The 14,258-nt window shown below is 63.9% G+C and carries 12 protein-coding genes; 4 read left to right on the top strand and 8 right to left on the bottom strand.

The genetic code is table 11. From position 1 onward, the window contains the following. Positions 1-12 precede the first annotated feature (12 nt). Both lptE and leuS read right to left on the bottom strand, forming a co-directional pair. Positions 13-564: an LPS assembly lipoprotein LptE gene (gene lptE / locus AC0L3U_RS11565; RefSeq protein ID WP_456766914.1), complete on the bottom strand. Its 552-nt coding sequence runs from the start codon at positions 562-564 to the stop codon at positions 13-15. Further along, positions 551-3,175 carry a leucine--tRNA ligase gene (gene leuS, locus AC0L3U_RS11560; protein ID WP_473361838.1) on the bottom strand — a complete coding sequence of 875 codons (2,625 nt, stop codon included), beginning with the start codon at positions 3,173-3,175 and terminating at the stop codon, positions 551-553. Before leuS ends, lptE begins: the two co-directional genes overlap by 14 nt. 192 nt (positions 3,176-3,367) lie before the next feature. Between leuS and AC0L3U_RS11555 the strand changes: the two genes are divergently transcribed. Beyond that, positions 3,368-4,414, top strand: a complete 1,047-nt coding sequence (locus tag AC0L3U_RS11555) for a GGDEF domain-containing protein (protein ID WP_473361837.1) — start codon at positions 3,368-3,370, stop codon at positions 4,412-4,414. Positions 4,415-4,417: 3 nt separating this feature from the next. Here the strand turns inward: AC0L3U_RS11555 and AC0L3U_RS11550 are convergent, their stop codons facing one another. Next, positions 4,418-6,115, bottom strand: a complete 1,698-nt coding sequence (locus AC0L3U_RS11550) for a diguanylate cyclase domain-containing protein (protein ID WP_027566259.1) — start codon at positions 6,113-6,115, stop codon at positions 4,418-4,420. Positions 6,116-6,223: 108 nt separating this feature from the next. On the opposite strand from AC0L3U_RS11550, the gene AC0L3U_RS11545 reads away from it, so the two are divergent. Beyond that, a complete protein-coding gene (locus AC0L3U_RS11545) occupies positions 6,224-6,913 on the top strand; it encodes a YggS family pyridoxal phosphate-dependent enzyme (RefSeq protein WP_473361836.1) in 690 nt (229 codons plus the stop codon). A gap of 139 nt (positions 6,914-7,052) precedes the next feature. On the opposite strand, the gene AC0L3U_RS11540 is transcribed toward AC0L3U_RS11545, so the two are convergent. Both AC0L3U_RS11540 and AC0L3U_RS11535 read right to left on the bottom strand, forming a co-directional pair. Further along, the gene (locus AC0L3U_RS11540; protein WP_473361835.1) at positions 7,053-7,826 is read right to left on the bottom strand and encodes a 2-keto-4-pentenoate hydratase; all 774 of its coding nucleotides are present in this window, start codon (positions 7,824-7,826) and stop codon (positions 7,053-7,055) included. 6 nt (positions 7,827-7,832) lie between these two features. Continuing rightward, positions 7,833-8,369 (bottom strand): L,D-transpeptidase family protein, encoded by a 537-nt coding sequence (locus tag AC0L3U_RS11535; protein WP_473361834.1) that lies wholly within the window; start codon positions 8,367-8,369, stop codon positions 7,833-7,835. Between the two features lie 235 nt (positions 8,370-8,604). On the opposite strand from AC0L3U_RS11535, the gene AC0L3U_RS11530 reads away from it, so the two are divergent. Together AC0L3U_RS11530 and AC0L3U_RS11525 are read left to right on the top strand one after the other, a co-directional pair. Beyond that, positions 8,605-9,291, top strand: a complete 687-nt coding sequence (locus AC0L3U_RS11530) for a response regulator transcription factor (protein ID WP_007598630.1) — start codon at positions 8,605-8,607, stop codon at positions 9,289-9,291. 58 nt (positions 9,292-9,349) lie between these two features. Continuing rightward, a complete protein-coding gene (locus AC0L3U_RS11525; protein ID WP_456766908.1) occupies positions 9,350-9,793 on the top strand; it encodes a cyclic nucleotide-binding domain-containing protein in 444 nt (147 codons plus the stop codon). Between the two features lie 102 nt (positions 9,794-9,895). On the opposite strand, the gene xth is transcribed toward AC0L3U_RS11525, so the two are convergent. From xth to AC0L3U_RS11510, 3 genes are all read right to left on the bottom strand, one after another. Continuing rightward, entirely contained in the window at positions 9,896-10,711 is an 816-nt protein-coding gene (gene xth, locus AC0L3U_RS11520) for an exodeoxyribonuclease III (RefSeq protein ID WP_473361833.1), read from the bottom strand. A gap of 152 nt (positions 10,712-10,863) precedes the next feature. Further along, complete coding sequence (locus tag AC0L3U_RS11515) at positions 10,864-11,619, bottom strand: outer membrane lipoprotein carrier protein LolA (protein WP_027566264.1); 756 nt, start codon at positions 11,617-11,619, stop codon at positions 10,864-10,866. A 152-nt stretch (positions 11,620-11,771) separates the two neighbouring features. After that, positions 11,772-14,249 carry a DNA translocase FtsK gene (locus AC0L3U_RS11510; RefSeq protein WP_473361832.1) on the bottom strand — a complete coding sequence of 826 codons (2,478 nt, stop codon included), beginning with the start codon at positions 14,247-14,249 and terminating at the stop codon, positions 11,772-11,774. Positions 14,250-14,258: the final 9 nt, after the last annotated feature.

The following is a 14,258-nucleotide window of genomic DNA, read 5'->3' as shown; positions in this document are numbered from 1 at the left end:
TGACGGGATGAATTAAGTGCCCGCGGTGAAGAACGAGGCGAGTCGAGTCGTGATGTTCTCGGCGATCTCGTTGGCGGCACGATCCTCGGCATCACGTACCGCGCGGTTGCGGCTGAAACGCTGATAGGAGCCGGGCATGTCGTAGGTCACGCGGGAGAAGGTGGTGCCGGTCATCACCGATTTGCCGCTGACGACCTCGATCAGATTGTACTGGGCGTCGAGGCCGTAGTTTTCACTGCTCGGCAGGCCGGTGTTGGGGTCGACGATCAGCGACGACTTGCCGCTCGAGAAGCGGATCTCCAGGCGGTGGGTCGGCGGCATGCCGGTAGCGGTGCCATAGAGCTTGAAGGCGAGCGCGTTGCGGACCTCGACGCCGACGCGGGCTTCGCGCGAGGCATTGGACTTGGCGATCGGGGGCAGATCGACCCCCATCAGCTTCTCGCGCAGGCCGGGCGTGCCGTCGGTGTGCTCGGCATACATCGGGTGGAAGCAGCCAGCCGTCATGGCCGCCAGTGCGGCGACCGCCAGCAAGCGGGCTGCGATGCGGATCCTAGCCGACAACATTCACGATCCTCTTGGGGACGATAATCACCTTGCGGACGGGCTTGCCGTCCAAGGCCAGTTTTACCGCATCGAGGGCCAAAACGGCAGCCTCGATTTCCGGATTCTCGGCCGCTGTTGCAACTGTGACCTCACCCCGCTTCTTGCCGTTGACCTGAACCACCAGGGTCACACGGTCTTCAACCAGCAAATCGCGTTCGATTTGGGGCCAATCGGCCTCGGAAACCAGCCCGCTGTGGCCGAGAACCTGCCAACACTCCTCGGCCAGATGCGGCATCATCGGGGAGAACAGCTGGACCAGGATCTGGCTGGCCTCCCGGATCGCCCAGGCCAAATCTGGGGCCGGCTGGCCGGGACGCTGCAAGACCTCCGCAAACGCATTGCTGAATTCGCGGATATGGGCGAGGCAGACGTTGAAGTGCAGCCGCTCGATCCCGGTGGTGACCTTGTCCAGCGCGCCATGGGCGGCCTTACGCAAGGCGATGGCGTCCGGGCCGAAGCTGGCCGGCCGGGCCGCCGGCGCACTCTTGCCGGGTTCCACGGCATCGTTCACCAGCCGCCACAGCCGCTGCACGAAGCGCGAGGCGCCCTGGACGCGCTCATCGCTCCAGATCACGTCCCGCTCGGGCGGGGAATCCGACAGCATGAACCAGCGCGCGACGTCGGCGCCGTAGGTCTCGATGATGTCGTCGGGGTCGACCGTGTTCTTCTTCGACTTCGACATCTTCTCGATCGGGCCGATCTGGATGTCTTCGCCTGACGTCAGCAGCGTCGCGCGGCGGCCATTGGCGCCGGTCTCGACCTTCACCTCGACCGGCTGGACGTAGGTGCCGTCGGCCTTCTGGTAGGTCTCGTGCACCACCATGCCCTGCGTGAACATGCCGGCGAACGGCTCGTCCAGTGCGATGTGCCCGGTCGCCTTCATCGCGCGCGTGAAGAAGCGGCTGTAGAGAAGATGCAGAATCGCATGCTCGACGCCGCCGATATACTGGTCGACCGGCAGCATCCGGTTGGCGACCTCTGGCGTCGTCGGCGCGTTCTCGTTCCAGGGATCGGTGAAGCGCGCAAAGTACCAGGACGAATCCACGAAAGTGTCCATGGTGTCGGTTTCGCGCTGCGCCTTGCCACCGCATTGCGGACAGGTCACGTGCTTCCAGGTCGGGTGATGATCGAGCGCGTTGCCCGGCTTGTCGAAGCTCACATCCTCCGGCAGCACCACGGGGAGGTCGGCGTCCGGCACCGGCACCACGTCGCACTTCGGACAGTGGATGACGGGGATCGGACAGCCCCAATAACGCTGGCGTGAAATGCCCCAGTCGCGCAGGCGGAAATTGACCTGACGCTCGCCGACCGGCGCGTTGCCGCGCAGCTCGGTCTCGAGACGCTTCGCCACGTCGTCCTTGGCCTGATCGATGGTCATGCCGTCGAGGAAACGCGAATTGATCATGCGGCCGTCACCGTCATAGGCGGTATCGGTGATGACAAAGCTCTTGGGATCCTGGCCTTCGGGGCACACCACCGGCGTGTTGCCGAGAGCGTATTTGTTGACGAAATCGAGGTCGCGTTGGTCGTGGGCGGGGCAGCCGAAAATGGCGCCGGTGCCGTATTCCATCAGCACGAAGTTGGCGACATAGACCGGCAGCTTCCAGGAGGGATCAAAGGGGTGGACCGCGCGGATGCCGGTGTCAAAACCCTGCTTCTCGGCCGTGTCGATGATCTCCTGCGCCGTGCCCATCCGCTTGATCTCGCCGATGAACGCGGCGAGCGCAGGGTTTTTGGCGGCAGCCGCCTGCGCCAGCGGATGATCGGCCGAGATCGCCATGAATTTCGCGCCGAACAGCGTGTCCGGGCGCGTCGTGAAAATCTTCAGCTCGCTCTCGCCGGCCGGCGTCGTTGCTGCGTCGAGCGCGAAGCGGATCAACAGCCCCTCGGACCGGCCGATCCAGTTGCGCTGCATCAGCCGCACCTTGTCGGGCCAGCGATCCAGCGTATCCAGGGCCGACAGCAGCTCCTGCGAGTACTTCGTGATCTTGAAGACCCACTGGTTCATTTCCCGTTGTTCGACAACGGCACCGGAACGCCAGCCTTTGCCGTCGATCACCTGCTCGTTGGCGAGCACGGTCATGTCGACGGGGTCCCAGTTCACCTTGCGCTTTTCGCGCTCGGCGAGGCCTTCGCGCAGGAAGTCCAGAAACAGCTTCTGCTGGTGCTTGTAGTAGCTGGGATCGCAGGTTGCGATCTCGCGGCTCCAGTCCAGCGACAGCCCGATCGAGCGGAGCTGCTTCTTCATCGCGGCGATGTTGTCGTAGGTCCAGGCCTTCGGCGCCACCTTGCGCTCGATCGCGGCGTTCTCGGCCGGTAGGCCGAAGGCGTCCCAGCCCATCGGGTGCAGCACGTTGAAACCCTTGGCCCGCATGAAGCGGGCCAGTACGTCGCCAAGCGTGTAATTGCGGACATGGCCGATATGGATGCGCCCCGACGGATAGGGGAACATCTCCAGCACATAGTATTTCGGCCGCGGATCGTCGTTCCTGGAGACGAAGATCGCCTGTTGGTCCCAGGCGGCTTGCCAGCGCGGTTCGGCGTCGCGGGCGTTGTAGCGTTCGGAGGTCATGGAATCGTTGGGTTTTCGTGGATTTGGCCGTCTAAAGACGGCGGACTAGGCCATAGAAGTCCTCAAGGGGTCAATGGGTTGCCGCAATTTGGGAACCTTCGGTGCTGCACCGCATAACTACTGAGGCCGCGTTGGGGCGGGATTAAGGGGGCGATGCGAGTTTGCGACCAACCAGAATTCTCAAGACTTGTGATGGACGCCAGCTTCGACGATCCCGATTACGACTATGCCGCGTCCGTTGCCGAACGGGCGATGCGGAGCATGGCCGAACAGCGGATCCCTGCCACGCCGGCCAATTTCGCCGTCTGGTTCCAGTATTTCGCGGGAAGCCATGACGATCTGCGCAACGCGATCGATCTCCTGATCGATCACAATCGGCCCTTCGACGTCAGGACCAATCAGGATCTGTTCGAGACCTACGTCGCGCCCCAGGTGGGTGCTATCGTCGTCGACACGTCCGAGCGGCTCCACACCCTTATGGGCGCGGCGAAGGATTTTCTTGCGACTGCGATTGCCGACAATCACTCCCAGATGCAGGCGATCAACGAGGTCGCGGACCAGGGCAAGGCCGGTGTCGATCCCAAAGCGCTGGTCGCCCAGCTCATGAACGAGCTGGGACGCGCGGCGACCCGCGCGACGCGGCTCGAGGCTGGCTTTGCGGAAAAGACCCGCGAACTCGACGTGATCCGCGCCTCCCTTTCCAAATCCGAGGAGCGTGCCCGGACCGATACGCTCACAGGCCTCGCCAACCGCCGGGCGCTCGACGAATTCCTGCGCAAGGCGCAGGCAACTGCGGACTGGGGCGAGCCGCTCAGCATGCTGATGCTCGACATCGACCACTTCAAGACCTTCAACGACAGTTTCGGTCATGGTGTCGGCGACCAGGTGCTGCGCCTGATGGCCAAGGTGCTGCGCGAAAAGGTCCGCGAGCAGGACCTGTCGGCCCGCTATGGCGGCGAGGAGCTGATCGCGGTGTTGCCGGATGCCGATCTCGCCGCCTGCGCCGATCTCGCCGAGCGCATCAGGCACGCGATCGCGGAATGCAGGATCAGGCGCCGGTCGACCGGCGAGGTCCTGCCCCATATCAGCGTATCGATCGGTGTTGCGCAGTACCGGCCCGGCGAAGCGATCACCGATTTCATCGAGCGCTGCGATCGCGCGCTCTATCTCGCCAAGAACAGCGGCCGCAATCGCGTGGTCACCGAGAGCGAACTCGATGCCACCGGGGCTGCGGGTTAGCCCTCAACCCGCCATCATCATTTCCGCCGCGCCGTTGTCGATCACCGTGATGCCGTGTTCGACGACGTTGTTGCGGCCGCGGTGCTTGGCGGCGTAGAGCGCGGCGTCGGCGGCTTCGATCAAATCGCCCGGACGCAGGCTCTCGTTGGGCTTGGTCGCGGCAACACCGATCGAGACGGTGACGATCATGTGGTCGGAGGTGATGTGCGGCAGGCACAGCTTCAGCACGGCCGCGCGCGCCTGTTCGCCGATTTCGACGGCGCGCGCGACGTCGGTGTTCGGCAGCAACAAGCAGAATTCCTCGCCGCCGTAGCGGGCCGCGAAGCCCATCGTGTCGGCCGCGATGCCGGACAGCGATTCGCCGAGCCTGGTCAGGCAGGAATCGCCTTCGAGATGGCCATAGGTGTCGTTGAACAGCTTGAAATGGTCGACGTCGATCATCAGAAGCGCGAGGTCGCTGCCATATTGCTGCGCGCGCATCCATTCGAAGTCGAGCCGGCTCTGGAAGCCGCGACGGTTGGCGAGCCCCGACAACATGTCGATCGAGGCCATCACCGTGAGCCGGTCATTGCTGGCCATCAGCTCGCGTTCGCGCTGGCTGAGCTGCGCGGCCATCGCGTTGAACGCACGGGCCAGCGGCACGAACTCGGATGGCAGGCGATTGCGTGCGGCGCGCGCCGACAGATCGCCCTCGCCCAGACGCTTGGCCATGTCTGCGAGCATCCTGATCGGCTTGATCACCAGTTTCTCGGCTGCGATCAGTGCGCCGAGCAGCACGAATAGCACGACGAAGGCCAGCTGAAGATAGGCGGTGCGGATGTCGCGGCTCACGGCTGCGGACACCTTGTCCTCGTCGATGCTGGCGATCAGGCGGGCATTGGTCCCGGCGATGCGGATAAAGCTCACCGCGCGGCGGGAGCCGTCGGCTGCGAGGAAAGAGAGTGAGCCTTCGTCCTGGTCAGATCTCAGCGCCTTGTCGGCGATCGCGGACATCAGCGGCATGTTGTCGAGCGGACGTCCGATCGCGCTGTGCTGGTCGGCCGGTGCGGCCAGCACGGTACCCGCGCTGTCGACCAGCACGGCCGTGATGCCGGCGCGACCACCCAGATTGCTCATGACCTTCGACATCCAGTCGAGGTTGACGGTGGCGAGCACGACGGCATCCGCTACGCCGCTGAAGGCGGACACCGGGTAAACCGCCATGACGGTTGGTGTCGGCACGGGGCGCGACAGTATGAAGTCACTCAGCACGAAGCGGCCGGTTTCCTGCGCCTGCTGGAAGTACGGCCGGTCACTGAGGTCGAGGCCGACATACATGTTGTTGGTGGCGCACTGGATGCGTCCGTCCTGGCCGGCGATCAGAAGCGTACGGATCCAGGGGAGATTCGACGGCAGGCTCGCGCGCAGGACGTCACAGCTCTTGCTGATGCCGCCGGCGGAGGCGCGGATGAAAGCTTCCGATTTCAGGATGGTCTCGACCGACGAGATCACCTCGCGCTGCGCATCGGCGCTGTGCCTTGCAACGGTGGTGAATTCGGTCGTGGCCTGCGCGATCTGCCGCGTGCGCGTGTCTTCGAGCGAGCGGATGCGCTCGAACATCAAAGGCGTCACCAGAATCACCGCGAGCAACGCAAGCCGCGCCCGGATTCCGAGAACCTGCTTGAGTTTCGCTCGTTTGCGGTTGAAACTGACGTTTGCCATCTTCGCTGCCCACCCCGCGGCTAAGGTAAAGCAAAGGGTTCAAAAACTCTTTCTTGAACTCGGTAAAATTAGAACTAGCTCCGCAACAATCAGCTCAGATGCGACATCATGACCGAAGCCAACGCCGCGCCGCTAACCGGCCATTCACCAAACGCGCTCGCCGCGGTCGAAGCCGAAATCGCGCGCGCCTGCAAGGATGCGCGGCGCGAACGTGCCTCCGTGACGCTGATCGCGGTGTCGAAAACTTTCGCCGCGGATGCAATTACCCCGGTCATCGACGCCGGACAGCGCGTATTCGGTGAAAATCGCGTGCAGGAGGCCAAAGGCAAGTGGCCCGCGTTAACTTCTGTTTACCCCGGTATCGCGCTGCATCTGATCGGGCCGCTGCAATCCAACAAGGCGAAAGAGGCGGTCGCGCTGTTCGATGCCATCCATTCGGTCGACCGCCCGAGTATTTGCCAGGCGTTAGCCAAGGAAATCGAATCCCAGGACAAGCACCCGGAATTGTTCGTCCAGATCAATATCGGTGAGGAGCCACAGAAGGCGGGAATCGCCCCCGGCGAGGCCGATGCCTTCATCGCGAGCTGCCGCGACACCTACGGGCTGACGATCTCGGGGTTGATGTGCATCCCACCGGTGGACGAGCCGCCGGCCGCGCATTTCGCGCTGACCGCCAAGATCGCCGCGCGAAATGGATTGAAAAAGCTCTCCATGGGCATGAGCGCGGATTATGCGACCGCGATCATGCTCGGCGCCACCCATGTGCGCGTGGGAAGTGCGATCTTCGGGCACCGGTGAGAGTCGTTAGCGACGGCAGGGCGCCATACGAACTCTCGAATTCGTCATTGCGAGCGGAGCGAAGCAATTCAGAGTCCCTCCGCCGAAAGATTCTGGATTGCTTCGCTTCGCTCGCAATGACGGCGGTGTATGGGGCGGCTCAAGAGAAACTCACCGACACCATCCCCAGCACGTCGAAATCCGCCGTGAACTGATCACCCGCCTGGATCGGCAGCGGCGGATGGCACGTGCCCGTGGTCACCACCTCCCCTGCCCGCAAGGTGATGCCGAGGCCGCGCAGCTCGTTGGCCAGCCAGGCCAGGGCAATGCGGGGATCGCCGAGCACGTTCTTGCCGTGGCCGAGATAACGCTGGCCCCGCAACGTGATCTGCGGCCGCTCCTCGACGAGATCCATGGCGCGCCAGTTCGCATGCGTCGCTGCGCCCAGCACGAACAGATGCGCACAGGCGTTGTCGGCGATCAGCTGCGCCTCGCCGGCGCTGGCGAAATCGGCAAAGCGTGAGTCGGGAATCTCGATCGCGGGATGTAAGCTGTCCACGGCGGCGAGCACCTCGTCGACAGTATACGGCGCCGCGCGCGGCGGCAGATCGCGTCCCATGCGGAAAGCGAACTCGGGTTCGCCGACGCGCATCGCGTTGCCCTTCATCGAGGCGGTGCCGCCATCGGTGATCACGGTGTCGCTCATGATCCGGCCGGCCAGCGGTCCCGCGACATTGATGTGCTTCTGTCCGGACTCGCTCGTCGCCGCGATCTTCCAGCCGAACAATGTCCCGCTGAGCGCAGCCTGCACGGCATATCCCTCGGCGCGGCTCTGTGGCCGCAACCGTGGCTCCAGCGCGTCAAGCTTGGTGCCGTCGCGCCAATGTTTGACCAGGACCTGCGAAGCGGCGGCGATCTGATCCTTGTCGAGCATGTGTCCTCACCCGATGATGATTTTTGTTTTTGGTCCCAGCCGCCGCAGCAATTGTCGCATCGCCGCTTTGGTCATCGAGACGCAGCCTGCGGTCGGGCCGAAATTGTCGCGGGCCAGATGCAAGAACACCGCGCTGCCCCGGCCGGCGATCCGCGGCCTCGTGTTGTGGTCGATTTCGATGATGAAGTCATAGAGATGGTCGGCCCGCTTGAGCCGGTCGCCGCCCTGCCCCTCGCTGAGCCGGATTCCCTGATTGTAATGGCGATCCTTGGGATCCTCGCACCAGGCGTCCTCGCCGGTGATGATCCGGGCCGGCAGGAAGGTCTGCGGGCGGCTGTGCCGGTCGCCCCGCCACCACAATCGCCTGGGACGGAAGCTGCCCCTCGGGGTGCCGCCATCGCCCTCGCGCTTGTTCGCCAGAATGCCGCCGCGTCCGAGCGCCACCGGAATCGTCAGCGCTCCGGCGGTCAGCCAGCCCCGGCGCGGATTCCCGGCGGCAGCCTTAACGCGGATCGCCGACAGCGGCCCGGCCCTCCGGTTCATGGTGTAACTAGCTGACGCAGCTTTATTTTTCATGTGAACGTGCGATGTCGAATTCATTACAGGACATTCATCAAAACGGCCTGCTATTCTGGGTTAGAGTGGTTCTGGGTTGTGAATCGGTAACAGCCCACTACTTCAAGACGAACAACAATAATAATTGCGACCCCTAAACTTCCCTCTCGGCTGGGTGCAGCATGGATGCGCGCCGCGCCGGACCCCAAAAGGATGACCCCCTATGGCCAATGCCCGCAAGATCCTGATCGTGGATGACGATACCGATCTGCGCGATACGTTGGTGGAGCAATTGTCGCTGCACGAAGAATTTGAAGCCTCCGCGGTCGATACCGGCGCCAAGGGCGCCAGCGCCGCGAAGGCCAATGCCCCCGATCTCGTCCTGATGGATGTTGGCCTGCCCGACACGGATGGCCGCGAAGTGGTCCGTTCATTGCGCAAGGGCGGGTTCAAGGCTCCGATCATCATGCTCACCGGGCATGACACCGATTCCGACACGATTTTGGGGCTGGAATCCGGCGCCAACGACTATGTCGCAAAACCCTTCCGCTTCGCCGTGCTGCTGGCGCGCATCCGCGCCCAGCTCCGGCAGCACGAAGCCAGCGAGGACGCGGTGTTCTCGGTCGGCCCCTACTCTTTCCGGCCCGGCTCCAAGATGCTGACCGCCGCCAACGCGCGCAAGGTCCGGCTGACGGAGAAGGAAACCGCGATCCTCCGCTTCCTCTACCGGGCCGGCCAGATGCCGGTCTCACGCGAGACCCTGCTCCAGGAGGTCTGGGGCTACAATTCCGGCGTTACCACCCACACGCTGGAAACCCACATCTACCGCCTTCGCCAGAAGATCGAGAAGGACGCCGCCAACCCGGAAATCCTGGTCACGGAAGCCGGTGGCTACAAGCTGGTGCCGTGATACGCTTCAGGGGCGTGCGAATCGTTTTAGATTGCGTGCCCTTGAGCCCCGGACCTGAATGTCAATCGACGACGATGTAGCGCTTCTCGAGCGTGTCCCGACACTGCGCCTGTTGGGAGACGCTTCGTTGCGCATGCTGGCGATCGGTTCCGAGCAGCGTGACTTCGTCCGCGGCGACGTCTTGTTCAATCTCGGCGACGATGCCGATGCCGGCTTCGTGGTCCAGCGCGGCGCCTTCCGGGTCGACGACGGCGCCGGCGCGGAGATGATCGCAAGTCCCGGTGCGCTGATCGGCGAGCTCGCGCTGATCGTGCCGATGAAGCGGCCGTCGAGCGCGATTGCGATCGAGCATGCCTCCGTCATCCGCGTCGCGCGCAGCCTGTTTCAGCGCGTGCTCGAAAGCGACCCCCCCGCCGCCGTTCGTCTGCGCGATGAATTCGCGGTGCGCTCCAGCCAGATCGCCAGCGATATATTGATGGCCGGTGCGAAGCTGACGTCGTGAGTGTCGTAACTTCGTAGCCCGGATGGAGCGAAGCGCAATCCGGGATTCTCGCCTACGGAAAAACTGCCCCGGATTTCGCTTCGCTCCATCCGGGCTACAAGATCATACATCGAGCGTCACGGTCACCGGCACATGGTCCGACGGACGCTCCCAGCTGCGCGCCTCGCGCAAAATCTTGAAATCACTGACCGCATCTTTCAGCGCGCGCGAGACCCAGATGTGATCGAGCCTGCGGCCGCGGTCGCCGACGGTCCAATCGGCGGAGCGGTAGCTCCACCACGTGTAGACCTTTTCCGACATCGGAATGCGCTCGCGCGCGACGTCGACCCACTCGCCGGCGGCGAGCGCGGCTTGCAGCTTCTCGGTTTCGATGGGCGTGTGCGACACCACTTTCAGAAGCTGCTTGTGCGACCAGACGTCGTTCTCATGCGGGGCGACGTTGAGATCGCCGACCAGGATGTGGCGATCCTCGCCGCGCGGATGCAACGGCTCGCACGCCTTCATCTCGTCGAGGAAGCGGAGCTTGTGGTCGAATTTCTCGTTCAGCGCGGGATCGGGAATGTCGCCGCCGGCCGGCACGTAGAAATTATGCACCACCAACGGCTTTGCGATCCCGGCCTTCTCTCCGAACGACACTGAGATGTGGCGTGAATCCACCTTGTCGCAGAAGGTGCGGATGTCCTTTGACTCGAACGGAATTTTCGAGACGATGGCGACGCCGTGATAACCCTTCTGCCCGTTCAGCGCGACATGCTCGTAACCGAGCCGCTTGAAGCGCTTCAGGGGAAAGGCGTCGTCGATGCACTTGGTCTCCTGGAGACACAGCACGTCGGGCCGCGCGCTCTTGAGAAATTTTGCGACCAGATCGATGCGCAGCCGCACCGAATTGATGTTCCAGGTTGTCAGGGAAAAACGCATGAGGGATGCGTCTTAGCATGGATTGGCGCGAGGAAAATGCTTGTCCACAGGGGCAGAATCGTAGGGTGGGTTAGCGTAGCGTAACCCACCATGCTTCCACATTTGCGGACCGAGATGGTGGGTTACGCTTCGCTAACCCACCCTACGCACCGTCAGCCCGGCGACGGGCCGTAATTGGTAAAATCGATCTTGAACATGCCGGGATCGAGCTTCTTGCTCGTATCCAGATTATAGACCGCGATCGTGGTGTCGTAGCCTTGGGGGTCGGTGACGGTCCACTGCTTCAACTGGCCGTCCTTGGCGCCGAACATCAGCAAGAGGCGGCTGGTGCCGACCAGCGCCTGCTTCTCCTCGATGGTGACGCTGACGAAGACGTCGTCGGCCGAGACGTTGACGACGTTGGTGTCCTTCATCAGGTCGATGCGGTCGGACAGCAGGAAACGCAACGGTGTCTGCGACAGCGGATAGACGTCCTGCGTCGCGAGCTTGCGGTCGCGCACCACCAGCGACGATCCGTCGGCGACGATGTCGATCGGGCTCGGCGCGTCATATTCGAAGCGCACCTTGCCTGGCTTCTGGATGTAGAAGTCACCTTGCGTCTTGCTGCCGTCGGGGCCGACCTGGACGAAATTTCCGACCAACGTCGACAATGACGACAAATAGGCGCTGACCTTGGCGGCCTGGGCCTTCTGGTTCGCATCGAAGGTCTGGAAGATGCTGCTCGGCACGTTGCGGCGCGGATCCGGGATCACCGGATTGGGCGGCGTCTGGGTCGCGCCGGTGACCGCGGGTCCTCCACCGGCCGGACCGCCGTCGCGGCCCTTCGGTGCAGGCTTCGGCACGGGAACGGTCTGCGCGAACGACGCCGTGATCACCATCGCGGCGGTGACGAGAATCACGCCGGCCATGCGCGCGCTCCGCGCGGCGATGATGGCAGCGAATCGAATGTCCGGATGTCTGATCAACGCGTCGTCCTGTGTGGCTGGGCGCCCTTTTAGCGTGATTTCGGCCAAAAGCAGATAACGTTTTTGCGTGAAATGGTGGTCTGAGGCGGCTCGCCTCACATATGGCTGTCTTCTTCCTCGACCAGAATCTCGCGCTTGCCGGCGTGGTTGGCGGGTCCGACGATGCCCTCCAGTTCCATGCGCTCCATCAGCGATGCGGCGCGGTTATAGCCGATCTGCAGGCGGCGCTGGATGTAGCTGGTCGAGGCCTTGCGGTCGCGTTTGACGATCGCAACGGCCTGCGAGAACAAATCGCCGCCGCCGTCCGCGCCCATGGCGGACGCGTCGAACACCGCGCCGTCCTCGTCCTCGCTGGGTTCTTCGGCTGTGACGGCTTCGAGATATTCCGGCTGTCCCTGCGTCTTGAGGTGGCGCACCACCTTCTCGACTTCCTCGTCCGACGCGAAAGGTCCGTGCACGCGGCTGATGCGACCGCCGCCGGCCATGTAGAGCATGTCGCCCTGGCCGAGCAGCTGCTCGGCGCCCATCTCGCCCAAAATCGTGCGGCTGTCGATCTTGGACGTCACCTGGAAGGCGATGCGGGTCGGGAAGTTCGCCTTGATGGTGCCGGTGATGACGTCGACCGATGGACGCTGCGTCGCGAGGATCACGTGCAGGCCGGCAGCGCGCGCCATCTGCGCGAGGCGCTGCACCGCGCCTTCGATGTCCTTGCCGGCAACCATCATCAGGTCGGCCATTTCGTCGACGATGATGACGATGTAGGGCAGCGGGTCGAGCGAGAGCTTCTCTTCCTCGTAGATCGCCTTGCCGGTCTCCTTGTCGAAGCCGGTGTGCACCGTGCGCGTCGGCTCTTCGCCCTTGGCCTTCAATTCGAGCAGGCGGGTGTTGTAACCGTCGATGTTGCGCACACCGAGCTTGGCCATGTTCTTGTAGCGTTCTTCCATCTCGCGCACGGCCCATTTCAGCGCGACCACCGCCTTCTTCGGGTCGGTCACGACGGGCGTGAGCAGATGGGGAATGCCGTCATAGACAGAGAGTTCGAGCATCTTCGGATCGACCATGATCAGGCGGCACTGGTCGGGGCGCAGCCGGTAGACCAGGCTGAGGATCATGGTGTTGATGGCGACCGATTTGCCGGAGCCGGTGGTACCGGCGATCAGCATATGCGGTGTGCGTGCGAGGTCGATGATGACGGGATCACCGCCGATGGTCTTGCCGAGGCAGAGCGGCAGTTTTGCAACCGAATCGACGGTCTCCTTGGCGACCAGCAGCTCGCGCAGATAGACCTTTTCGCGATGCGCGTTCGGCAGCTCGATGCCGATCGCATTGCGTCCCGGCACGACGGCGACGCGCGCGGACAGCGCGCTCATCGAACGCGCGATGTCGTCGGACAGTCCGATCACGCGCGACGATTTGATCCCCGGCGCCGGCTCCAACTCGTACAGCGTGACCACGGGACCCGGATGGGCCTTCACGATCTCGCCGCGAACGCCGAAATCCTGCAGCACGCCTTCGAGCGCGCGCGAATTGGTTTCCAGCTCGGCCTTGCTGAGCGGCTGGCGATCGCCGGCCTTCGGCGCAGCCAGCACCGACACGGACGGAAGCTCGAACTTGTCGGAGGATTTCTTGGAAGCGGCCTTGGGCGCAGCCTTCTTGCGCGGCGCGCGAGCGGCGGGCTCCTCCTCCTCTTCCTCGTCTTCCTCGACCTCTTCGTGCTCGTCGTCGTAGTCCTCGTCCTGGGCCTGCGGCGAGATCGACGGCGCGGCGCGGCCGCCACCGAGCTTCGGCTCCTGGCGGCTGAATGCAACGGCCTTGGTCTTCGGTCCGCTAGAGACCAGGGAGCGGTAGGCAGCGCCAAGCAACCAGATCAGCCGCGCCTTCGTGCTCATCAATGCGTGGAACAGCCAGCCCAGCGATACCGAACCGCGATCGCCCTCATCGTCCTGGTCGAGCGGCTTGTCGTCGTCCTCGATCTCCGCGAGTTCGTCGTCATGCTCGCGTGCGCCAAGGCCGCAGGCGATCAGGAAGGTCGCCGCCATCGCGGCGAACAGGATCGTGCCGAGCACGACGCGATAGATCATGCCCGGCGGTCCGAAGATCACCGCAGGCGCGCGAACCAGCGCGTCGCCGACCACGCCGCCGAGGCCGGTCGGCAGCGGCCAGGCGCCGCCATGTGGCCAGCAGCTGACGAAGCCCGCCGCGATCACCGTGCAGAGAACCCAGGAGCCGAGCCGCAGCGCCTCGCGGTCGAACGGGCGATGGGTCAGCATGCGCCAGCCCCAGACCGCGACCGTCAGGACCAGCATGATCGCGCCGAGCCCGAGGATCTGCATCGCAAGGTCGGCCCCGATCGCGCCGGCATAGCCGAGAATGTTTCGGATCGGCCGCGACGTTGCGTGGCTGAGGCTGGGATCCTGCACCGACCAGGTCATCAGCGCCGCCGAGGCGACGCCCGACAATGCGATCAGGCCGAGACCGCTGAGCTCGCGCACGCGCCGCGCCAGCCCCTCGCGGATCGAGGGCGGCAGATGGCCGACCAAGGGAATGACACGTTCGATTGTCGACATGCTCACGGGCCCCGC

It is taken from the genome of Bradyrhizobium sp. Kon69 (assembly GCF_055807515.1).
Note: the sequence above shows the minus strand (reverse complement) of the source record. Positions and strands in the feature narration are given on the sequence as shown.

Bases quoted from the DNA above. Each gene is read 5' to 3' on its own strand.
- lptE (WP_456766914.1), bottom strand. From the start codon at position 564: ATGTTGTCGGCTAGGATCCGCATCGCAGCCCGCTTGCTGGCGGTCGCC.
- leuS (WP_473361838.1), bottom strand. From the start codon at position 3,175: ATGACCTCCGAACGCTACAACGCCCGCGACGCCGAACCGCGCTGGCAA.
- AC0L3U_RS11555 (WP_473361837.1), top strand. From the start codon at position 3,368: ATGGACGCCAGCTTCGACGATCCCGATTACGACTATGCCGCGTCCGTT.
- AC0L3U_RS11550 (WP_027566259.1), bottom strand. From the start codon at position 6,115: ATGGCAAACGTCAGTTTCAACCGCAAACGAGCGAAACTCAAGCAGGTT.
- AC0L3U_RS11545 (WP_473361836.1), top strand. From the start codon at position 6,224: ATGACCGAAGCCAACGCCGCGCCGCTAACCGGCCATTCACCAAACGCG.
- AC0L3U_RS11540 (WP_473361835.1), bottom strand. From the start codon at position 7,826: ATGCTCGACAAGGATCAGATCGCCGCCGCTTCGCAGGTCCTGGTCAAA.
- AC0L3U_RS11535 (WP_473361834.1), bottom strand. From the start codon at position 8,369: ATGAACCGGAGGGCCGGGCCGCTGTCGGCGATCCGCGTTAAGGCTGCC.
- AC0L3U_RS11530 (WP_007598630.1), top strand. From the start codon at position 8,605: ATGGCCAATGCCCGCAAGATCCTGATCGTGGATGACGATACCGATCTG.
- AC0L3U_RS11525 (WP_456766908.1), top strand. From the start codon at position 9,350: ATGTCAATCGACGACGATGTAGCGCTTCTCGAGCGTGTCCCGACACTG.
- xth (WP_473361833.1), bottom strand. From the start codon at position 10,711: ATGCGTTTTTCCCTGACAACCTGGAACATCAATTCGGTGCGGCTGCGC.
- AC0L3U_RS11515 (WP_027566264.1), bottom strand. From the start codon at position 11,619: ATGGCCGGCGTGATTCTCGTCACCGCCGCGATGGTGATCACGGCGTCG.